This window comes from Vibrio sp. Makdt, assembly GCF_027587015.1.
Lineage (GTDB): Bacteria > Pseudomonadota > Gammaproteobacteria > Enterobacterales > Vibrionaceae > Vibrio > Vibrio chagasii_B.
Genome location: NZ_JAPPTH010000036.1, coordinates 1 through 20,553 on the forward strand (window position 1 = coordinate 1; position 20,553 = coordinate 20,553).

Genomic DNA, 20,553 nt, shown 5'->3' on the forward strand with positions numbered 1-20,553 from the left:
TATCTAATTTACATCACACATTCATCACTGTATGGATGTACATGCCTTTGTGTTGGTATACTATTCACCGGTTTTTTAGTTATAGAGTTATAAAATGACCAAGTACTTAGAAGCTGGTATCAGGGAGCTAGTCGAAGAATTTCAATCTAATGGTAAACCTTGCCCTTCAGCACAAACAATCGCTGATCGCCGGGCTGGCTATATTGGTAGCACTGTATTAGCTGGTGAAAGTCCTAAAATTGAAAGCGAATACTTAGATGTAATTAATAGTATTCCGGTAAAGATTTACAAGCCTACAGATGAAGTCAACTTACCTATAACAGTCTACTTTCATGGAGGCTGTTTCATCAGTGGTGGCTTTGGTACACATGATGCTCAGCTAAGACAAATTGCTCTTCTATCCAACTCGATAGTTATTTGCATTCAATACAGGCTTGCTCCTGAACATGCTTACCCAGCAGCACATGATGATGTATACCAAGCTGTACTCGGTATTAAGGAGCAAGCGCACAAGTATGGTGGTGATTCAGAGCAATTAGTATTTGTAGGCGATAGCGCCGGAGGGCAATTAGCTTTGGCTACGACGCTTAGATTGAAAAAGCTAGAGCTGTGGTTGCCTTGTCAGCAAATTCTTATTTATCCAATGCTGGATCCAACAAGCAATTCGAAAAGTTACAGAGAAAATGGTTCAGATTATATTATAACGGCAAATATGCTTCTTTCTGGTTTCGAGTTATACGCGAATTGTAGCTCTAAAGAAATTGTTGAGCCAGAGCTCAACCTTTTAAACAGAGACTTCAGCGGTTTGCCCATCACAACTATTATTACCGCGGAGTTTGACCCGCTACGTGATGAGGGTGAGCACTTATACAAGTTGATGCTTTCACAAGGCGTAGAGGCTTACTGCGAGCGTTATTTGGGTGTGATTCATGGTTTCTTTCAGTTGTCCGGCGTTTGTAATTCGGCAAAACGCTGTATCACTTCAATTTCAAACCAAATAAAAAACTAGATATAACAAACTGCTCAAGATGGATTCGCAACGCTTGGCAGTTTTGGTTCCAAGTGTTTTGTGTAATCGAGAGCTAAAGAAAGAATGAAAGTACTGATAGCAGGATCTAATGGGTATATTGGTAGCCACGTGACTAAGTTGTTTGTCGAATGTGGCTTTGAAGTTTCGACATACAGCAGGGCTCGCGGTGTCTTATCTTCTATTCAGAGGCTTAACCAAGTTCCATCAGATTTCTTCGGTTACTTTGATATCGTTATAAATTGTGCTCGCCCACATTGGTCAGAATTTGCTCCGGAGGAAATAGCTGATTTAGAGTCCAAGCTGCTAACTCAGTTGGATAGATTCGCAGCTGAAGGAGCGACAAAAATCCACACATCGGGTGTTTGGCTATTCGGTAATGCTTCGTGCCATGACCTCAAAGAGTTTAGGCTTAGGCCTCTAGAGGTGGTGAAACCGGACACGGTTACAATAGGCGACGCTATCAAGAAAAAGTGGTATGTCGTTTACTGTCCTAGTTTGGTTTATGGTGGTGAAAACTGCCAGCTAAAGCGAATTGTAGATTCTTTATCCGACCAGACTCTCCAAATAGCGATACCATCTAAAGGCAATAACCAATATATCCATGTTGATGACATCGCTAAATTTTATTTGGCACTAGTTCGAGGTAAACGTCCCGCTATACAACATTTTATTGCAGAGATTGAAGGGTATAGTCCTGAGGCTTTTTCCCAGCTGTTACTAGACTGTCAAATCGTAAAGCGGGTTCATAAGATCAGTTGGCGTGAATTTGAGAGACAACATGGCGCTTCGGCAGCCGAAATTGAAAAGCTAAATCTTTACCTTCCAATTAGTCCTTTGTTTGAACCGACAGAGTCATTGAGGAAGTACATAGAAAATTATACATAACAAACTGAACAAAATTGATTCGTAATGCATGGCATTTCATACCTCACATCATAACTAGACGCCATATATACGCGCATATCCACATAGGCTTAAACAATGGTTATCAACGACTATATAAATAATACGGAGTTTACAGATCTCCCTAATGATCTACTTGATATCAGTAAGGTACCTGATGATATAGCGGGTATATGTAAGTTTGTTCAAGGTAACCTTATTCACTCGTATTGGCTTGAACACTATGGTGTTGAGTCTGACCCGCTAAACAAACTGAAGGAAATGCAGACTCGGCATGCTAAAGATTTAGTCTCTTTAGCAATGTTGAAATCAGCTGAGCCTTCTCATACGTTTAAGAAGCCAAACCACAGAGTTATCAGTATTTGTAGAGACTTTTCCCTGCTGGTTTGCGCTATTTTGAGGGCGAAAGGCGTACCAGCTCGGCTAAGGAGTGGGTTTGCGACTTATTTAGCTCAAAACCATTTTGAAGATCACTGGGTATGTGAGTATTGGAACGAAGGGAAAGGGTGGATATCCGTGGATGCTCAGCTAGACGACGTTCACCGACAAGTGTTGCAGTTTGAATTTGATCCGTGTGATGTACCGTCAACAAACTTTATAGTGGCAGGCCAGGCTTGGAAGTTATGCCGTGAAAACGTGGAGTCTGCTGATAGTTTTGGTTTTCGAGATTTTAAAGGTTTAGCGTTTATCAAAGGGAACCTCATTAGAGACTTGTATGCATTATCAAAATTTGAAATGCACACATGGGATACAGGGTGGGGCATACTGCCTAAATTCATTAGCCCAATTTCTGGAGAATCTGAACTAACTTTGCTGGATGAACTTGCGGAGGTCAGTTGCTCTTCAGATAGCGCCAAAGCTGTTGAGTTAGTTAAGTCGTGTAGTGAAATAAAGCTTCCAAGTGATTGGGATTGCTCTAAGTTCCCGACGTTAACTGAGCTCTATGCTTCGTTGTAGCCGCATAATTTGTATAACACTGTAATAACTCGACATTTTCAACCCATCCTAGGGTTTTGTGTTTATGGCACAGTGCTTTATGTTAGACCGTAGTACTATTCATTACTTGATGTACCTTTATACGTTCCGAATATATTTGAGGACAGATGCATGAAACACGCTCCAATTAAAGATGAAATCACATTTGATGACTTTGCAAAAGTCGATATTCGTGTGGGTTTAATCATTGAGGTTTCCGACGTTGCTAAATCCGATAAGCTGATGAAGTTGACGGTCGACTTTGGTGACCATAAGCGTTCGATCTTGGCTGGCATAAAGCAAGAGCGTGAAAACCCGAAGGAAATAGAAGGTAAGCAAGCATTGTTCGTTGTTAACCTACCTGAACGTAAGATGGCTGGTGAAGTGTCTCAGGGTATGTTGTTTGATATCGGCTATGAAGACAAATTACAGCCATGTTTAGCTTGCCCAGAAAATGAAATGCCGAACGGTGCCAGAGCAGGGTAAACTCGCATCAGAGCTTATGGCTAAGTGATTTAAGGTAACAGCCTAGTCTGCAATTTGATTGGATGTAAGGAGGTTCAGTGGTTTCTTATCAACAAACAAAAGATCTATCCGCTTCGGCGAAGATGACTTTTTTAAATATGCGTTCTTACTATGAGCAATACTCGGTCGAATGGGATTGCTTGAAGATCGAAGAGCAAATTCGCGATTTAACTAACTTAGACGTAATGCTCAACGGCGAAATCGCTGGTGCTATCCGCTTAGTCTTTGATGATGACAGTTGTTACATTCGAGACTTACAGGTCAGTGAGCAACACCAAGGTAAAGGGCTAGGTGCACTTGCCTTTACGGAGTGTGAGCGCTTAGCGGTTGAGGCTGGTGTAAATCGACTTAAGTTACGAGTCTTTAAAATTAGCCCTGCATTCCGACTTTATGAAAGAGTGGGCTTTGTAGTAGATAGCGCTGATGACAGATTTTACAACATGTCGAAAAAGCTCTTCTAGCTAACTGTTGGTGTTAAATGTAGGTCTTCACCCTTGGCAACAAGTGCTCTATGAATTCACCGGAAATAATGTGATGAAAAATATAGAAATAGAAGGCGTCTTGGAGTTTTTAAGAGGTGCTGAGCAGCTTAAGAACACATTGCGAACAGCTCGTACTTCAAATGGTCGACATGAAAGTACCGCTGAACACACTTGGCGTTTATGTTTGATGGTAATGATGTTCTCAGAGCAGTACCCACATATTGATTCGCTCAAACTGATAAAGATGTGCATCATTCACGATTTGGGTGAGGCCATTGGTGGTGATATTGCCGCCATCGATCAAGTAGAAGGTTCGAATAAGGGAGAGCAGGAAAGGCGTGATCTGATTACGTTGATTGCGCCTCTTCCTGATAACTTGCAACAAGATATTCTTACGCTTTGGGATGAATACGAAAACGCGTCATCGGAAGAAGCAAAGTTAGCTAAAGCTCTCGATAAAATTGAAACCTTGCTACAGCATACTCAAGGGCAAAACCCAGATGACTTTGATTATGGGTTCAATTTGTCTTATGGCAGAAAATACACTGACAACAATGAACTCACAGCTTCGATACGCAAAATTATAGATAAAGACACAGAAGCTTTAGCATCTGCAAACAACACGCTTTAAAGACTAAGATAACGAGGAATTATGGCTAAAATCTATTTCGTATGTGGTTTCATTGGTTCCGGTAAAACGACTTATTCCAAGCAGCTTGCAGACAAACATAGCGCTTTTCGTTTCTCGATTGATGAGTGGATGATTCCTCTATATGGCGAGCACATGGAGCGCGATGTGTTCGATAAACGGCTCGCTACGCTACAAGACTTGTTTAAAGAATCTGCGCTTCAGCTGTTTTCTCTCGATGTCCCTGTTATTTTCGATTTTGGTTTTTGGAATAAAGCAGATCGCGATGCTTTTATAACTTGGGCATCGACTGCTGGTGTTGAAAGTGAAGTTCATTATCTCGATGTATCGTTTGACACATGTAAGCAGAGGGCATTGAAGCGCAACGCAGATCTGAACGGAAAGTCGTATGAAATGACGCCTGATATGCTAGCGTTGTTCTGGTCTTGGTTTGAAATACCAACCTCAAATGAAAATGTGGTTTGGGTAAAGCCCCCCTCCGAGTAGATATTCGATAGCCTTATTGTTTGTTCGGTACATAAAGAGTCTGGGGTATAAATTTACTATTCACTTCCGAAACTGGCGAGTTCTTTGTTATGCCTGTTGCTAGCCTATGTCTGAAACCAAAACACTTTAAGGAGTATCAGACATGTTTAAGACAATGCATACCGAATCAAAACCACTCGTTATTTGTAATGTTTGGGATGTAGCAAGCGCCTTAATTGCAGAGCAAACCGGCTTTTTAGCGATTGGGACATCGAGTGCAGCGATTGCACGCAGTCACGGGCTTGATGATGGTGAAAATATCGAATTTGAAGAGATACTATCGGCGGTAAAAGCTATTGCACAGGCAACAGATCTACCTCTGAGCGTGGATATTGAATCAGGTTACGGAGATACGCCGCAGGCAATCTATGAAAATATTGCTGAGTTGGTGAATGTTGGCGTGGTCGGAATCAATATAGAAGATAGCGTAGTCGTTAATCGTGAGAGGCGACTTTGTGATTTGATGATGTTCTCGCAAACGTTGAGAAAAGTTAAAAGCATGCTTAACAAAGCCAACCTAGAAGTGTTCATTAATGTCCGGATTGATACATTTTTAATGAATGTAAAAGAGCCTCTAGAGGAGAGCATCAAGAGAATCCAAGCTTATCAGCAAGCAGGTGCTGATGGAGTTTTTCTTCCATGTATCAAAGGAACCGATGATATCAAAGCCGTTGTAAATAGCACGTTGTTGCCCATAAATGTCATGTGTGTTCCTGAATTACCAAATTTTAAAGAGTTAGAGGCTCTTGGCGTGAAGCGCATCAGTATGGGTAATTTCTTGTACGAAGCGATGCTTTCCTCATTGCAAAAGAACCTGATAACCATAAAACGTGAGCAATCATTTAGAACATTATTTTGATACCGCAACCCTAAATAGGGTGCAAGCGATCGGAACTTTAAGCTACAGCACTTGTTTTCAAACCAAGTGTGACCCCGTTCCCGTGCGCGGATAAGAGTTGGGACTTTAAAACTCCACAGTTGATTCGCTTGATTTCAAAGGTTATGGAATTCTTAATGCACGGGAGTCAATCAAACCAAAAAGGACAAATAAATGCAGTTTGCTAAAGCATTTGAATACAAAAAATGGGCAAATAGTCAGCTACTCGACTTTGGAGAGAGACAATTTTCAAAACTGCCGGAAAATGATGGCATATTTTTCTTAAGAATTCTGAATCATACGACTGTAGTGGATAGTCTTTTTACAAGTCGAATCCTAGGAGAACCGGAAAAATACACTGCTGATAATACGGTTGAAACGCCTTCCTTTTCAGAGCTACGTGAGCGAATGGCTCATAACGATACTCGGTTAGTGCAGTATGCAATGTCAGCCTCAAAAGATGAGTTAGAGAAAGTCATTCAGTTTAACTTCATAGATGGTGATATAGGGACAATGTCTGTTGAAGAAGTCCTTCTCCACTTGCTCACACACGGTAATAACCACAGAGGCATGGCTTCTAGAGTGTTAGCTGAAAACAATTTAGAACGCCCAAAGGACACATTTACCCGTTACCTTCATCTCGCGGAGCCGACACGCAGAGGTAGCGCGGTGTTGAAAGAAAAATAGCAGTAAGTGAATTTGGGAATTCAATATGATGACTTTAAGAACTGCAGACACGCATGAGTTAGATGATATTTATCTTATGGGTTTTGATGTATGGGGAGGTTCCGCATCTGTCGATGAGTATCTAGCTTGTTGTAATAAAAGTGATAAGTATCAGAAGGGAACTTGGTATGTGCTTATTGAACATCAAAAAATCTTATCTTCCTTGATTGTTTATCAGGGAGTGTTTGGTCTTGAAGATGGTAGCTGCGGGCTTGGTTCCGTTGCTACACCTCCAGAGCTAAGAGGCAAAGGCTATGCTTCAAAGTTAATTAACATGATAAAGAATGAGTTACTCCAGAATCAAAATAATACGGTGTTGTTCTTACATAGTGATATCGACAAAACGTTTTATAGGCGGTTAGGGTTTACAGTGACTGAAGGTTCTGACTGCATGTACATTACGAGTGATGGTAGGGCATTTAAAGGGACCCTGCCTAGATACTTCTAATCGCAGATGTCATGTAAGCTTTTTCGTAAAATAAATTACCAGTGTTAGAAGCCTAAGGCTTGGCACTTAATTGAGGGAACGAATGAGAGTTTTGATATCAGGCACCAGTGGTTATATTGGTCGCCACGTTCATAAAGTGTTCGTAGAAAGTGGCTTGGAGGTCTTTCGGTACTGTAGGGACAATGGTGTTGTTCCTTGCTCGGTTCATTCTAAAAACGTATCGACAGGGTATGAAAATTACTTTGATGTGATTATCAACTGCGCGCGTCCTCATTGGGCAGAGTATTCAGCAAGTGAAATTGTCGATATTGAATCCAGGCTAATCAAGCAGCTTGATAATTTTGCAAGTGAAAATGCAATAAAGATTCACACCTCGGGAGTTTGGTTATTTGGCCGTGCATCTCACCAAGATCTTAAAGAGTTTAGACTTAACCCCCTCACAGCCGTTGAGTTAGACGTAAGAACAATCGAACATGCGATGAGTTCAAACTGGAATATTGTGTACTGCCCAAGCTTGGTGTATGGCGGTGACAAATGCCAATTAAAGCGAATTGTCGAGTCTCTTACTGAACAAACGGTTCAAGTTGCTGTTCCGTCGACAGGGAACAATCAATACGTGCACGTTTATGATGTCGCCAAATTTTATTTACTTTTGGTCTTAAAGCCAACTTCGGAAACGCAGCACTTTATTGCAGAAACTAAGGGGTATAGCCCAGAACAGTTTGCTCAACTCTTATTTGAATCAAACGTTATTGAAAAAGTCGACAAATGTTCTTGGAGTGAATTTGCGAGACTGAAGGGCCGTGATGCAGCAGATATAGAACGATTAAATCTCACTCTTCCAGTTAGCCCTTTATTCGAATCGACAGAACTTATTAGCGACTACATAACAAGTTTGTGTACCAAAATTAATTGTAGAACGACCAGGTAGTTGCCGTGTTACAGTGTTAAGCATCAGTGACAAGTTAAGGTTAGCGAATCGCCTCAGCTATTACTCAATGAAGCGTTCTTTATTTCCATCATAATCATTCAAGGAAGAAGTATTGTGAAACTCGCTCAATTAAATATCGCACTCGCGAAATACCCTTTAGACGCACCAGAGATTAAAGACTTCGTCGATAATTTGGAATTGGTAAATGGCATTGCTGAAAGTAGTGAAGGGTTTGTGTGGCGTCTCAAAGATGAATCTGGCGATGCAACCAACATAAAAGCGTTTGATGACCCGAATATGATCGTCAATATGTCTGTCTGGGAATCGGTCGACGCGTTAAAGAACTTCATGTTTCGTACTCACCACCGCGACTTTATGCGAAGAAAAGGCGAATGGTTTCATCGCTTAGCGGAAGACACGTATGTGCTTTGGTGGGTTAAGGATGATCACATCCCAACCCTTGATGAAGCGATTGAACGTTTAGAGCACCTGAGAGAAGTGGGAGACTCTCCTTACGCATTTACCTTCAAAACAAACTTCACTGAGGAAGAGGCACCAAGATAGTCTGCTGTCGGAGCTTGTGAGTGCTCGGCTTACCTCAACAACTGGGTTATAAAACATTTTATCTCTAGTAGCTCTTTGTTAATAATGTGTATCACTACGCACTTCCGCATCTATCCGGACTGGAGGCATATTTGCTATGGTAGTCAGTACGTTACGGAAATGTATTAGCCAGTTAGCGAAGGTTTATAACTTCTTTTAACCACTCAGTTTGACCTTTTGCTGCTGTGTTCTCCTTTTGTAACATACTAATTATTAACAGGGCGCCTCCGATAAATAAGTACCACATCAATGTGTCAACTTGGCGGTAGTAGAATCCGTGTTGCCATAAATTTGGTTTAGGAGGAAATTCATGATCAGGGAAATGTCTAAATCTGACTTTGAGTCATTTTGGCCTACTTTCTCGGCTGTGATTCAAGCACAAGAAACCTATGCATTCGATCCAGAAATGACGATGGAACAAGCCTTTTCGGTTTGGTGTGAACAGCCATCAAAAACTTATGTCTATACCGAGAATGACGTTGTTTTAGGCTCGTACTATATAAAGCCTAATGCAATGGGTCCAAGCGGTCATATTTGTAACTGTGGTTATATGGTTTCCGAAGAGGCCAGGGGGCAGGGAATCGCGCGGTCTTTGTGCGAACACTCCCAACAAGTTGCGATTGAGTTAGGCTTTGAGGCGATGCAATTCAACAGTGTCGTGTCGACGAACAAAACGGCAATCAAGCTTTGGGAAAGGCTCGGTTTTAGTATTATCGGATCGATTCCCAAGGCCTATAAGCATCCTCAATTAGGGGCAGTGAGCAGTTATATCATGTACAAATCACTTAAAAAGTAATTAGGCGGGATGTATTGCTGATAGCTCTTTAAAAAGGTTAATGCTCAAAACTGAAACCTGGAGATTTTAAATGACAATAGTCGAAAAAATTGTTCGTCGCGAAATGGAGGCTGTCATCGTTTATGAATCCGATGACGTGATTGCTTTTGCTGACCACAATCCTATCAACTTTGGGCATATTTTGATTTGTCCGACACATCCGTACACCAACTATATCGATCTACCAGAAGGTGTTCTTACTGAAATTCATTTTGTCGCTAGGCAGGTATATAGACGTATTGAAGAGGCGTTTAAACCTGATGGTATTTCATTCTTGCAAAATAACGGTGAGTTTAATGAGTTGTCTCATTACCACCTGCATATCTTTCCAAGATTTGAGGGCGATCAGTTCGGTTGGCAGAGTAGTGAACTCGGTATCCAAAGTATGGAGAAACTGCGCGAGTCATTAAAACACTTGTAATTTATAGTAAGAACTAGATGCACAAAAGTGCACGAAAAGGCTTAACAATGAGTGAAATAAAAACATTAGAACAATTAAATGAGCTTTATGCCGAGCCGAGTAAAAGGGCTCAAAATAAAGTACTTCCAGCACTGGATGCCCATGCGATTACTTTGATCAATCATTGCCATTTCGCGGTGTTGGGGACGACAGACTCGCACGGATTTGGCGATTTGTCTCCAAAAGGCGGCGAGCCCGGTTTTATTAAGGTTGTCGATGAGTCTACGGTCCTAATACCTGATAGTTCGGGAAACAATCGAATTGATGGTTTAAAAAACATCATCAACAACCCTGAAGTTGGATTACTGCTGATGGTTAATGGGATTGATGAAGTGGTACGTCTTAAAGGTAAAGCGAGCATCCATACCGATCCAAATTTGCTTGCCGCTTGTCCTGACGGGAAGAAAGCCCCAAAAGTCGTGATTAAAATCGCTGTAGAGTCTATGTACTTTCATTGTGCCAAGGCGGTAATGAGAGGCAAGCTTTGGTCTGATACGTTTAAAGTTGAGCGTTCTATTCTGCCTTCACTGGCACAGATCATGAAAGATCAACAGAGCCTAGAAGGCCAAGCGATCAATCAAGACGATATGGTCAAATATTACCAATCGACACTGTGATACTCATGAAGAATGTAGTCCAAATTATCTTTGTGTCGGGCTCTAAGTTCCTACTCGGCTTTCGTCAAAACACAGAAGCGTTCGACCAATACTGGGGATTTCCTTCCGGAAGAATAGAGCAAGGGGAGTTGCCTAGAACCGCAGCAGAGCGAGAAGCGCGAGAAGAGGTCGCAGTTGACGTTGGTAACTTAGCATTGTTCGCGATTGTCTCTGACCCAGAGCTACCCATTTGTCACTATTTCTACCTATGCCATGAATGGGCTGGCGACATACAGAATGCAGAGCCCCATTTATGCCAAGAGTTGCGTTGGTTTGACCGTGATGAGCTACCCGAAAATTGCACACCAATAACTTACTTAATCACTCAACAATTGAATGACACCGCGCTTACAAAAAACATAAAGCCTGAGATTAACCAACCCAAGCTTTGTGCGTAAGCAGTTTTGTGTCGAGTAACAGACTTTTCATTTAGGCTAGTGGCGTTGGGTATTAGTCAAACGTCACGTTGTGCCAACACTAAACACAATAACAGGGAAGATATGTTTACAGGTATTGTACAAACCGTTGCTAACATTGCTGAAGTCAGCGATAACAACGGAATAAGAACGTTTGTCATAGAGTTTCCAACAGGCTTTTGTCACGATTTGGAAATTGGTGCCAGTATCGCAATTGATGGCGTGTGTTTAACCGTCACTGAGTTGCTGTCAGATGTTCGGGTAAAGTTTGACGTCATGCTGCAAAGCCTATTAATTACGACGCTAAGCAATTATGAAGTTGGTCAATCAGTGAATGCTGAGAGGGCGGCCAGAGACGGTGCTGAAATTGGCGGTCACCCACTTTCTGGTCACGTTGATTTTAATGTCGCGATTATCCAAATATCCGAAATTGAAGATAACTACTGCGTGCGCTTAGCTCTTCCTGATGAGTGGAAAAGATATGTATTCCCAAAAGGTTATATTGCAATCAATGGGGCAAGCTTAACCGTTTCTGACGTTAATAAAGTCGAAGGGTGGTTTGAGGTTTGGCTGATCCCAGAAACCCGTCGAATGACCGTCTTCTCATCGAAATCAGTGGGTAACTTCGTCAATATCGAAATCGAGCGTGGTACTCAAGTTGTTGTCGACACGGTGCGTGATACTTTAAATGAAAACTTAGGTCCATTATTGCCTTTATTTGAGAAGTTACTGTCAGAGCAAGGTATCGATTTAGATGCATTGGGTTATAAGCCTAATACATTGGGTTGCTCAAACGAACCAAAGTAATGCGGATTGGTACGCCAAAAATATGAGCACTTGAAATGTTAGAAACGACACGAACTCAGATTGTAGCAATGGGTAAGCAACACGCGGCATCGCTTTTACAATATCATCTAGAAAATCGATGCCATTTAGCTCCTTGGTCTCCCATGCGCGACGAGCAATTCTATACCTTGGAGTATTGGGAAGATGACACCCTCAGCTCGAAGATTAGCGACAATTAGAAAGACAATGATGAGCAAATGATACAGGGAGAGTAAATTGAAAATGTATGAAGTGTACCTATTTGATATGGACGGTACATTGGTTAATTCAGAACCACTAAAAGGCAAGGCTCTCGCATTAGCATGTCTAGATTATGGTGCAACCGTAGACCACAATATTTACAAAGAGGTGATGGGAGAAAGTTGGCAGGTGGTGACAAACCACTTTTTCAAGCATGCTGATATCGCTCCAAGTTTGTCTGAGTTTACTCTAGCTTTTCGTTCACACTATGAGCGAATGCTAGGTGAGCAACTTGAACTGAATGATGGTGCTAAGGCTTATCTCGAAAGTTTGAAACTTGCTGGCAAAAAATGTGGTGTGGTGAGCTCTGCGGCAACTTGGATGGTTGAAAATATCTTAACCTCGTTAAAGCTTGAAGATACCTTTGACCTAGTTATCACACAGGAACATGTGACTAAGCATAAGCCAGATCCCGAAGCATACCATCTTGCTTTGTCGGGGCTTAACGCTTCACCAGAACAGACTATTGTGTTTGAAGATTCAGCTGCAGGTATCAAAGCAGGTAAAGCAAGTGGTTGTGATGTTGTTGCAATCCAGCACGAGTTCAATGGAAAGAATGACCTGAGTGACACCATAAAAATCATCAATACATATGAAGAAATGTCTCTTTAAGCATCTAGCACTATAGTGTGCCTTGCAATTTTATTTGCTCAGTAATACGTTGTATGAGGATTGTGATTAGGAACGAAAGGAGGTGCTGTGAGCACTTTGCCAGATGAAAACCAAAAACGATTTATAGCAGTGTTGAGTAAGAAGATGGATTTAGGAAGAACGCTCAACGTACTCGGTCACTTAAGCGTTGGTCTTTCTAATCAATTGAATGAGGATCAAACTTGTTACGTTAATTATCAAGATATGGACGGCAGCACTCACCCTAATTTGTCTCATTATCCTTATATTGTATTGAAAGCTGACAACTCTAATAAGCTTAGAAAGGTGCGTGAAGAGGCGATTAATCGTGGCATTCCCTTTACCGATTTTACGAGTACCATGATTGAAGGTGGCTCAGTCGCACAACAGCAGAGAACCAGTGAAACCAAAGAAGCGGATTTGGAATACCTCGGGGTCTGTTTGTTCGGCGACACCGATGTTCTGCGCGAATTTACGAAAAAGTTCAGTCTGTATAAATAGGCCTTTGTGTTACAACGCTCAATACCTCCAGCAGCAAGTAGGCTATGCATTTAAATAACAATGATTTAGTGCTAGTTTTACCAGTCTAAGATACTAAGAAGTATTATTCGATGTTGGTCATTTTCATGGAGTAGATTCGGCATGAGCGATGAATACAGTGACGAAATTTCTAAACACTATGCGGCGTATCGCCCTCCAATTCACCAAGAAATCCTAGGCGTCGCCCTTCCTAATGACACTGTTTTCGAACTAGGTTTGGATATAGGTTGTGGTACCGGCGTTTCGTGTGAAGCACTTATTAAGTTTTGCAGCCGTGTGATTGGTATTGATCCAAGTAGCGCGATGCTCGCACAGGCAAGTCGTGTTGAAGGTTTAAGTTACCTCCAAGGTATTGGCGACAATATTCCTTTGGACAATAACTCGGTCGATGTTGTCTCGTTTGCTGGTTCGTTATCTTATGCAAAATCTGAAGCATTGATCGATGAGATTGTTCGAGTCTGTCGAAACAATGCTTGGGTGATTGCTTATGATTTTGAAGTTCTGCTCGACGAACATCTTGAGTCACTTGGCGTTACGCTTCCTTTTAGAATTTCAACTTACAATCACGCTGAGAACTTCGAAGGAAGTAATAGCATGGTCGAACAACAAGTTAGCCAAGGAACAATTACGTTAGAGGTGAGTTCAGAGCAACTCGCTCATGTCTTGTTCTCATCATCAAGACGTTACTCGGCACTGTCCGAACACTATGGTCCTAATCACGCGTTTGGCGCGGTAGTGAATGCTTTGAGTGAAATGAACGAACGTCATACAATTTTTGTTGATACATACTTCTCCACGTATCAAGTTAATGTTTCGACATCTCCGGTTTAGGAAAAATTAATGGAATACACGTTAGATACCGAGCCTTCAGATAGTGATATCAGCGAAGTTCGCGCTGGTCTAATTAAACACAATACGCCGTTTCTTGAAGGCATACCTAAATCTCAAGTCGGTTATTACGCCATGGAAGGGGATGTTAAGGTCGGTGGTGTTATTGCGGATCTTTGGGGAAACTGGCTATTAATCAAGTTTCTTTGGGTCGATGACTCAATGCGAGGAAAGCAGGTAGGCAGCCAGTTACTGCAACGATTAGAAGAGTACGCACAGTCCCAAGGCTGTACGTCATCATTAGTCGACACGTTAAGTTTCCAAGCTAAACCTTTTTATGAGAAGCATGGCTACCAATGCCAAATGGTGCTTGAGAATTACCCTCTAGATTCATCATTAGCGTTCCTTACTAAGTCGCTAACGTAGTAATCATATAAACCAAGGACGAACACAAAGAAACACAAGGAAAGTGAAGTGATTAAGATTAGAGAGATGTGCATCGCCGACTATGACTCTGTGATTAACCTATGGTGCCAAACCGAAGGTATGAGTATTCGCGATGCAGATTCAAAACAGAGTATTGCGACTTACCTCGAGCGCAACCCTGGCTTGAGCTTCGTTGCAGAGTCCAAACAAGGCGTTGTTGGTGCGGTTTTAGTTGGGACGGATGGCCGTCGCGGCTATTTGCAGCATCTAGCGGTAAGTACTGAATTTAGAGGACAAAATCTAGGTTGCCAACTAGTAACTGAAGCGGTTAACGCATTGGCTGGAGTAGGTGTCCCCAAGACACATTTATTCGTGTATAACGATAATATTAACGCTCAAAAATTCTATGAAAAGTTAGGCTGGTTTCCACGTGATGAAGTGCGGATGTACTCGTTTAATAGCTCGGGTAACAGTAACGCCTAACGGTTTTATTTTGTCAGTAAAAGCAGCACATAACTAAAACTAGGTTAACCTAAGGAGCAAAATTTGCCTCATTGTATTATCGAGCACTCGTCGACAATTAATGCCGAGCAACTGAACAGTAAAGTGTTTTTAGGAGCACTGAACTCAGAGTTATTCGAAGCAGACGGGCGAGATATCAAAGTTCGAAGTATCGCTTATGAGAACTACCAAACGGGTACAGAAAGAGAAGATTTTATCCATGTGACTGTGCGTATATTGTCTGGCCGAAGTGACACCGACAAAGTAATGCTATCTGAAACAGTAATGACGCAATTGCTGTCTTTGTCCCTCAGCAGAGCATCGATCACCGTTGAGGTGGTTGATATGGACAGAAATAGTTACGGAAAGGTCGTTGTCTAACAGGCTGGAAGTCGCATTTTATACGCTGATCTTTGTGCTTTCACTCCACCTCGCTACAGGAATATTGGGAAATGTTGTTTATCCATAAATCTCAACCTTTGGTTCATGGCTCAGCTCTATGCTCTGAGCTGGCCGATTTTTTAGCTGACAATAAGAGTAAATTTGAGGACAAACTGGTTCCAGACCTGTCGTACATCGATGATATGGCACATGTGGTCAACGGAATCAAAATCAAAAGTGTGCAACATGTGAATCATAACCAGTATCGTCTTGAATATGCGTTCGACTGGGAGCTCTTCCTTGGGTGTTCAGATAGAAATGAAACGGGCGTTGAGAATGGGCGTGTTCTGTTTATCTTGGAAGACGATAATAATCTTAATTTCGATTTTCCAGATATGGGCTATCGGGATACCAGAGACGAGTTTTAACTCATACGTGAGGCCTCGTTTTTATTAATGTTGATTCTTTAGATTTGGCATTAACGATATTCAATGTCTAAGGCGACAAAACATTTCTGCCATTTTAGGCGAAGTTGGAATAGGAGTAGTAATGAAAATAGTTGAAGCACAACATTCTGATTTAGGGAGTTTGTTCGTGTATTTGGATACACAATTGTCAGAAATCGCATTAGAAGAAACACCGCTATTCCAGCCAGTCTCAAAGTCAGATTGTAAAATGTCGGAAGCACATAAGGCTCGCTTTTCTGATGGGTTTAAATTTGAGTTTGGAGAGAATGGCTGGCGAAAAATTTGGTTAGCTAAAGATTCGAATGGTGCTATTTGTGGCCATATCGACTTGCGCCATCATAATGGCAATTACTGCTCTCACCGTGTGTTACTTGGTATGGGTGTCGACAGCAGCGTGAGAAAGCAAGGCTTAGGCTCGAAACTAATGAATGTGGCGATTCAATATTGCCGAGAGAGCGAAGCGATTGATTGGCTGGACCTTAATGTACTGTCAAACAACCTTCCTGCTAAAAATCTTTATTTGAGAACGGGGTTTACGGTTGTCGGCGAAATGGAAGATTACTATCGAATTGATGGTCAGTCGGTGTCTGAGCTAACAATGACGCTGCAGACGAAAGGGTAGTCACTTTCTCTGCTGGACTTTGATAAAGCCCTTAAAACTACAAAACTTGCAGTCAAAGATCGAATGATGAAAAGGAAAACAATGATCACTATCGAAAGGCTTAATGATGCTCATGTTGAGCAAGTTAACGAAATTCAGCTCGCGGATGAGCAGGTTAAATTCGCAGGAACAGCAACGGACTTTTTGTCAGACGGTAGCGAGACCACGCATCTACACATTATCAAAGATGGTAGTGAGGTGGTGGGCTTCTTTAAGCTTGATATTGCTTACCCAGCTGGCTACAAATTTTGCCCTGAAGGTAGTATTGGTTTAAGGGCGTTTGCTCTTGATAAAAACCAACAAGGAAAGGGGCTAGGTACTGGCGCGGTGAAAGCGCTATTTCCTTATCTAGCAGCCAATTATGAAGGGTATGATTGGGTCTACTTAACCGTCAATTGTAAGAATCCCGCAGCCTATAACTGCTATGTTAAAGGTGGTTTTGAAGATACTAATGAACAGTACCTAGGCGGCGCTGCTGGCCCACAGTTCATTATGCGCGGAGCCATTAACGCTTAACTTAGATCTGTTTATCAAAAGGCAACTGGGAATCAAAGGAATGGCCATGAAAGTTCAATATCTTGATATTGTTACCTCTGAAGTAGATACGGTTTGTGCGACTTACGCGCAGATCTACGATGTGAAGTTTAGTGATGCGGATGTGAACTTAGGTGGTGCTCGTACCGCTAAGCTCTCTAATGGTGGAGTGATTGGTGTGAGGGGACCACTCCGTGAAACTGAGGTGCCAGTCGTTCGCCATTACACGCTGGTAAAAGACATTGAAGCCGCAGTAAACGCAGCTCAAAAGTTGGGTGCTGAAGTTGCCGTTCCACCAATGGAGTTACCACGTCACGGAATGTGTGCCATTGTTATTCAAAGTGGTGTTGAACTCGGTTTTTGGCAACTGTAGCTGGTTGTTTGACTAACAAGTTTAAAATTAAAAGTGGCATTTTTTCTAAGGAGGGAACATGTCAATTACATCTGCTATCGCCTTGTTTCTTGCCATGGCGCTGTCTGCGGCTATACCTGGGCCAAGTGTTTTAGCTGTAGTCTCTCGGTCAATTAGTCATGGATGGCGACAAGGTTTGTTAGTTGTATTTGGTGTACTCATCGCAGACTATATCTTTATCTTCCTTGCTCTTTCTGGTCTCACTGCCATGGCCAATGCGATGGGAGACTTTGCGACAGTCATCAAGTACATCGGAATCACGTACCTGTTTTGGTTAGCTTATACGACATGGACTTCAAGCAATGATGTTTCACCAGTTAAAACTTCGGAAGCAACAAGGGCGTCAAGTGTCATTGTCGGTATTTTGATGACCCTTTCAAACCCTAAAGCGATACTGTTTTATATGGGCTTTTTTCCTGCCTTTATCGATCTCCAGTCATTCTCTTCGCTAGATGTCGCGACTATATTAGTTATCTCAACGTTTTCTGTTGGTGGTGTGTTGGGAATCTATGCGTGTATGGCATCAAAGGCGAGTTTCGTTTTTCAAGGGCGAGCAGCTAAGACTTTACTTAACAAGGTTTCGGGCGGCTTTTTGGCGACATGTGGGGTGTTACTCGCAACAAAGTCATGAGGTTATGTTCTAGAGTAGTGCGGTCTTAACTGCGGGAAAGAAAGGAGCTCACCCAATATGAAGACTCGTTTTAAAACGGTAACTTTCTTGTTGGCGTCACTCCCTCTATTTGCTTGTAAAGACAAAGCCGATATATACGCCAACCCACCAGCTAACCTTGTGGAACAGATCGAAGCGTATTATCCGCTTTCGATAAAGTATGTGAAAAAGCATGAGCAAATCGCATTGTCTCGAGGTGTCCCTTTACGCCCTCAATATCTAAAGATTGCACGCGATATCGGTATCCAAAATCCAGAAAAAATACGCGTTCTTTATGTCGATAAAATGCCATTACCTGAAAATGAGTCGCTGCGCTTTCAGATGCAAAGGTTGGGCTTAGATTCACCTTACTTTACGGGAACGGCTTTCGGATATGGCATTTGGATTGCCAATCGGGCAAGAGGAGATAAGTTGTTGCTTGCTCATGAGTTGATCCATGTAAAACAGGCAGAAGATCTTGGGATAGAGACATTTACTAAGCAGTATTTGTTGCAGTTAGCGGTGTTTGGTTACGGTGAGGCGCCAATCGAGCTGGAAGCTTACAACAACGCGCCCAATTATATGTAATTCAACGCAATACGGTTTGTGTTGAGCTGTGCATCAGGAAGATTTATTGCTGTTTCAAAGAATCTATTTCTAGAGTATGAATTGAAGCCATGGCATTATTTTGATCTTGCTTAGCCCATAACAAGGTATGTCATGAAACAAAATATTGTCCATATTGCACTTGTCGTAAAAGACTACGATGAAGCCCTAGACTTCTACGTGAACAAACTCAAGTTTGAGCTTATCGAAGATACCTACTTACCAGAAGAAGATAAGCGTTGGGTTGTTGTTGCTCCACCTAATTCACACGGTGTGAGCTTATTATTAGCGAGAGCCTCCAAGCCCGAGCAATTGGATTTTATCGGCAACCAAGCTGGTGGCCGTGTGTTCCTCTTCTTAAGTACCGATGATTTTTGGCGTGACTATGAACGCATGGTGTCTCTGGGAATCAAATTCGTTCGAGAGCCGAAAGAGCAAGCCTACGGAACAGTGGCGGTATTCGAAGACCTTTATGGAAACCTATGGGATCTTCTGCAATTAAACCCAGACCACCCAATGGCAAATCGATAAACCTGAATCTTACAAGCCAACACCAAATAGCACCGGAGCAACATGGACATAACCAAAATTTCAGCGGATAACGTGCTGCCCATTCGTCACCAAGTACTCTGGCCAAACAAACCAATGTCGTTTTGTGCGGTAGAAGGCGATGAGCATGCCTCGCATTATGGTGCTTATATTGATAACCAATTAGTTTGTGTTGCATCTGTTTACGTTCAAGGGAAGCAAGCCAGGCTACGTAAGTTCGCTACATTGCCAGAATACCAAGGGCAGGGTGTTGGCTCTAAGGTGATCGCGCACATCATCAAAGATCTACAAGCGGATAAAGTGAGTTATTTTTGGTGTGATGCTCGCACAACCGCTTTGGGTTTCTATCAAAGGTTTGAGATGCAGGTTGAAGGCGTTGAATTCCAAAAATCAGGAGTCTCTTACTACAAGATGTCGGTTCGGTGGGGGGAAAGACGTTCACTGTAATCCTGTGCATCAGTCGTATATCTAAAACATCAATTCAAGTTAAGGAAGCGTATCGTGGAAGAAATCAAAGGCATTTTGCAATTCATGGCTGAAGTGGAAAAGTTGAAGGATGTTCATAGACAAACGAAGCCAGTTGGTCTGGATCGCTATGAAAACTCCGCTGAGCATAGCTGGCATGTCTGTTTGAGTGCTCTGATGTTGAAAGACTACGCGAATGAAGAGATCGATATAACCCGAGTGATGAAGATGCTGCTTATACACGATCTCGGTGAAATCGATGCGGGTGACACGATCATCTACGCCAGTGAAACGGAAGAAAACAAACTTAAAGAGAGAAATTGTGTTGAGCGTTTGCTTGAGTCATTGCCGAGCCATCTAAGATCCGAATATTTGGAGTTATGGCTAGAATTTGAAGCGGGTGAATCACCGGAAGCGAGATTCGGTAAAGCGATCGATAGAGTGCCACCTTTACTTCATAACATCCATGGCAGCGGCCATAGCTGGAAGAAGCACAATATATCTAAAGATAAAGTACTGACATTTAACGGTGAACGCATTTCTCAAGGCAGCAAGGCACTGTGGAGTGAACTAGAAGTTCAACTTGAAGCGGCCGCCGATCAAGGGTTATTGAAGTAAATTTACATCCAGCTTGCCAAGGGTGATGGAAAAGGAATGACATCATCCCCACTTTTTGGGGGCTGATATGCCCGTTAGGTTGTGACATTCTCATCAAAATATCGAGGTACTGTTTATTTATACAGTTGCGGTGTGTATTCTCACTGCTCATCAAAAGGA

Annotated in this window: 32 protein-coding genes; all 32 read left to right on the plus strand. The window is 42.2% G+C overall.

Going from position 1 to position 20,553, the window contains the following annotated elements:
* Positions 1–94 precede the first annotated feature (94 nt).
* Positions 95–1,009: an alpha/beta hydrolase gene (locus OH460_RS25415; protein WP_269999958.1), complete on the plus strand. Its 915-nt coding sequence runs from the start codon at positions 95–97 to the stop codon at positions 1,007–1,009.
* A gap of 84 nt (positions 1,010–1,093) precedes the next feature.
* Positions 1,094–1,915, plus strand: coding sequence for an NAD-dependent epimerase/dehydratase family protein (locus OH460_RS25420; protein ID WP_269999959.1), 822 nt, complete (start codon positions 1,094–1,096; stop codon positions 1,913–1,915).
* A 96-nt stretch (positions 1,916–2,011) separates the two neighbouring features.
* Positions 2,012–2,890: a transglutaminase-like domain-containing protein gene (locus OH460_RS25425; protein ID WP_269999960.1), complete on the plus strand. Its 879-nt coding sequence runs from the start codon at positions 2,012–2,014 to the stop codon at positions 2,888–2,890.
* A gap of 150 nt (positions 2,891–3,040) precedes the next feature.
* Positions 3,041–3,394, plus strand: a complete 354-nt coding sequence (locus OH460_RS25430; protein ID WP_269999961.1) for a tRNA-binding protein — start codon at positions 3,041–3,043, stop codon at positions 3,392–3,394.
* A gap of 77 nt (positions 3,395–3,471) precedes the next feature.
* The gene (locus tag OH460_RS25435) at positions 3,472–3,894 is read left to right on the plus strand and encodes a GNAT family N-acetyltransferase (protein ID WP_269999962.1); all 423 of its coding nucleotides are present in this window, start codon (positions 3,472–3,474) and stop codon (positions 3,892–3,894) included.
* Positions 3,895–3,967: 73 nt separating this feature from the next.
* Complete coding sequence (locus OH460_RS25440) at positions 3,968–4,546, plus strand: HD domain-containing protein (RefSeq protein ID WP_269999963.1); 579 nt, start codon at positions 3,968–3,970, stop codon at positions 4,544–4,546.
* A 21-nt stretch (positions 4,547–4,567) separates the two neighbouring features.
* On the plus strand, positions 4,568–5,050 hold the full coding sequence (locus OH460_RS25445) for an AAA family ATPase (RefSeq protein WP_269999964.1): 483 nt from the start codon (positions 4,568–4,570) through the stop codon (positions 5,048–5,050).
* Positions 5,051–5,192: 142 nt separating this feature from the next.
* Entirely contained in the window at positions 5,193–5,948 is a 756-nt protein-coding gene (locus tag OH460_RS25450; protein ID WP_269999965.1) for an isocitrate lyase/PEP mutase family protein, read from the plus strand.
* Positions 5,949–6,140: 192 nt separating this feature from the next.
* Complete coding sequence (locus OH460_RS25455) at positions 6,141–6,653, plus strand: DinB family protein (RefSeq protein WP_008217703.1); 513 nt, start codon at positions 6,141–6,143, stop codon at positions 6,651–6,653.
* 28 nt (positions 6,654–6,681) lie between these two features.
* Positions 6,682–7,140, plus strand: a complete 459-nt coding sequence (locus tag OH460_RS25460) for a GNAT family N-acetyltransferase (protein WP_270000012.1) — start codon at positions 6,682–6,684, stop codon at positions 7,138–7,140.
* Positions 7,141–7,222: 82 nt separating this feature from the next.
* Entirely contained in the window at positions 7,223–8,071 is an 849-nt protein-coding gene (locus tag OH460_RS25465) for an NAD-dependent epimerase/dehydratase family protein (RefSeq protein WP_269999967.1), read from the plus strand.
* Positions 8,072–8,185: 114 nt separating this feature from the next.
* A complete protein-coding gene (locus OH460_RS25470) occupies positions 8,186–8,635 on the plus strand; it encodes a DUF3291 domain-containing protein (RefSeq protein ID WP_008217710.1) in 450 nt (149 codons plus the stop codon).
* Between the two features lie 349 nt (positions 8,636–8,984).
* Positions 8,985–9,470, plus strand: a complete 486-nt coding sequence (locus OH460_RS25475; RefSeq protein ID WP_102425897.1) for a GNAT family N-acetyltransferase — start codon at positions 8,985–8,987, stop codon at positions 9,468–9,470.
* Positions 9,471–9,540: 70 nt separating this feature from the next.
* Complete coding sequence (locus OH460_RS25480) at positions 9,541–9,930, plus strand: HIT family protein (protein ID WP_102425898.1); 390 nt, start codon at positions 9,541–9,543, stop codon at positions 9,928–9,930.
* Positions 9,931–9,977: 47 nt separating this feature from the next.
* A complete protein-coding gene (locus OH460_RS25485; RefSeq protein WP_269999968.1) occupies positions 9,978–10,586 on the plus strand; it encodes a pyridoxamine 5'-phosphate oxidase family protein in 609 nt (202 codons plus the stop codon).
* A gap of 5 nt (positions 10,587–10,591) precedes the next feature.
* On the plus strand, positions 10,592–11,023 hold the full coding sequence (locus tag OH460_RS25490; RefSeq protein ID WP_128160712.1) for an NUDIX domain-containing protein: 432 nt from the start codon (positions 10,592–10,594) through the stop codon (positions 11,021–11,023).
* Positions 11,024–11,125: 102 nt separating this feature from the next.
* On the plus strand, positions 11,126–11,848 hold the full coding sequence (locus OH460_RS25495; protein ID WP_102442712.1) for a riboflavin synthase subunit alpha: 723 nt from the start codon (positions 11,126–11,128) through the stop codon (positions 11,846–11,848).
* A gap of 261 nt (positions 11,849–12,109) precedes the next feature.
* On the plus strand, positions 12,110–12,739 hold the full coding sequence (locus OH460_RS25500) for an HAD family hydrolase (RefSeq protein WP_270000014.1): 630 nt from the start codon (positions 12,110–12,112) through the stop codon (positions 12,737–12,739).
* Between the two features lie 87 nt (positions 12,740–12,826).
* Positions 12,827–13,258: a DUF2000 domain-containing protein gene (locus OH460_RS25505; RefSeq protein ID WP_269999970.1), complete on the plus strand. Its 432-nt coding sequence runs from the start codon at positions 12,827–12,829 to the stop codon at positions 13,256–13,258.
* Between the two features lie 141 nt (positions 13,259–13,399).
* Entirely contained in the window at positions 13,400–14,128 is a 729-nt protein-coding gene (locus OH460_RS25510) for a class I SAM-dependent methyltransferase (protein WP_269999971.1), read from the plus strand.
* 9 nt (positions 14,129–14,137) lie between these two features.
* Positions 14,138–14,551 (plus strand): GNAT family N-acetyltransferase, encoded by a 414-nt coding sequence (locus tag OH460_RS25515; protein WP_269999972.1) that lies wholly within the window; start codon positions 14,138–14,140, stop codon positions 14,549–14,551.
* 48 nt (positions 14,552–14,599) lie between these two features.
* Complete coding sequence (locus OH460_RS25520; protein ID WP_269999973.1) at positions 14,600–15,034, plus strand: GNAT family N-acetyltransferase; 435 nt, start codon at positions 14,600–14,602, stop codon at positions 15,032–15,034.
* Positions 15,035–15,097: 63 nt separating this feature from the next.
* Positions 15,098–15,433, plus strand: a complete 336-nt coding sequence (locus tag OH460_RS25525) for a 5-carboxymethyl-2-hydroxymuconate Delta-isomerase (RefSeq protein ID WP_116870514.1) — start codon at positions 15,098–15,100, stop codon at positions 15,431–15,433.
* Positions 15,434–15,504: 71 nt separating this feature from the next.
* The gene (locus OH460_RS25530) at positions 15,505–15,861 is read left to right on the plus strand and encodes a hypothetical protein (RefSeq protein ID WP_269999975.1); all 357 of its coding nucleotides are present in this window, start codon (positions 15,505–15,507) and stop codon (positions 15,859–15,861) included.
* Positions 15,862–15,982: 121 nt separating this feature from the next.
* Positions 15,983–16,522 (plus strand): GNAT family N-acetyltransferase, encoded by a 540-nt coding sequence (locus OH460_RS25535; protein ID WP_269999977.1) that lies wholly within the window; start codon positions 15,983–15,985, stop codon positions 16,520–16,522.
* Between the two features lie 81 nt (positions 16,523–16,603).
* Complete coding sequence (locus tag OH460_RS25540; protein WP_269999978.1) at positions 16,604–17,077, plus strand: GNAT family N-acetyltransferase; 474 nt, start codon at positions 16,604–16,606, stop codon at positions 17,075–17,077.
* A gap of 46 nt (positions 17,078–17,123) precedes the next feature.
* Complete coding sequence (locus OH460_RS25545) at positions 17,124–17,468, plus strand: VOC family protein (protein ID WP_269999980.1); 345 nt, start codon at positions 17,124–17,126, stop codon at positions 17,466–17,468.
* A gap of 58 nt (positions 17,469–17,526) precedes the next feature.
* Positions 17,527–18,138, plus strand: a complete 612-nt coding sequence (locus tag OH460_RS25550; RefSeq protein ID WP_269999982.1) for a LysE family translocator — start codon at positions 17,527–17,529, stop codon at positions 18,136–18,138.
* Positions 18,139–18,195: 57 nt separating this feature from the next.
* Positions 18,196–18,744: a hypothetical protein gene (locus tag OH460_RS25555; protein ID WP_269999983.1), complete on the plus strand. Its 549-nt coding sequence runs from the start codon at positions 18,196–18,198 to the stop codon at positions 18,742–18,744.
* Positions 18,745–18,876: 132 nt separating this feature from the next.
* Positions 18,877–19,293: a VOC family protein gene (locus OH460_RS25560; protein ID WP_269999984.1), complete on the plus strand. Its 417-nt coding sequence runs from the start codon at positions 18,877–18,879 to the stop codon at positions 19,291–19,293.
* Positions 19,294–19,335: 42 nt separating this feature from the next.
* Positions 19,336–19,758, plus strand: coding sequence for a GNAT family N-acetyltransferase (locus OH460_RS25565; RefSeq protein ID WP_102426055.1), 423 nt, complete (start codon positions 19,336–19,338; stop codon positions 19,756–19,758).
* Between the two features lie 54 nt (positions 19,759–19,812).
* Positions 19,813–20,394, plus strand: a complete 582-nt coding sequence (locus tag OH460_RS25570; protein ID WP_269999985.1) for an HD domain-containing protein — start codon at positions 19,813–19,815, stop codon at positions 20,392–20,394.
* The last annotated feature ends 159 nt before the right edge of the window (positions 20,395–20,553 follow it).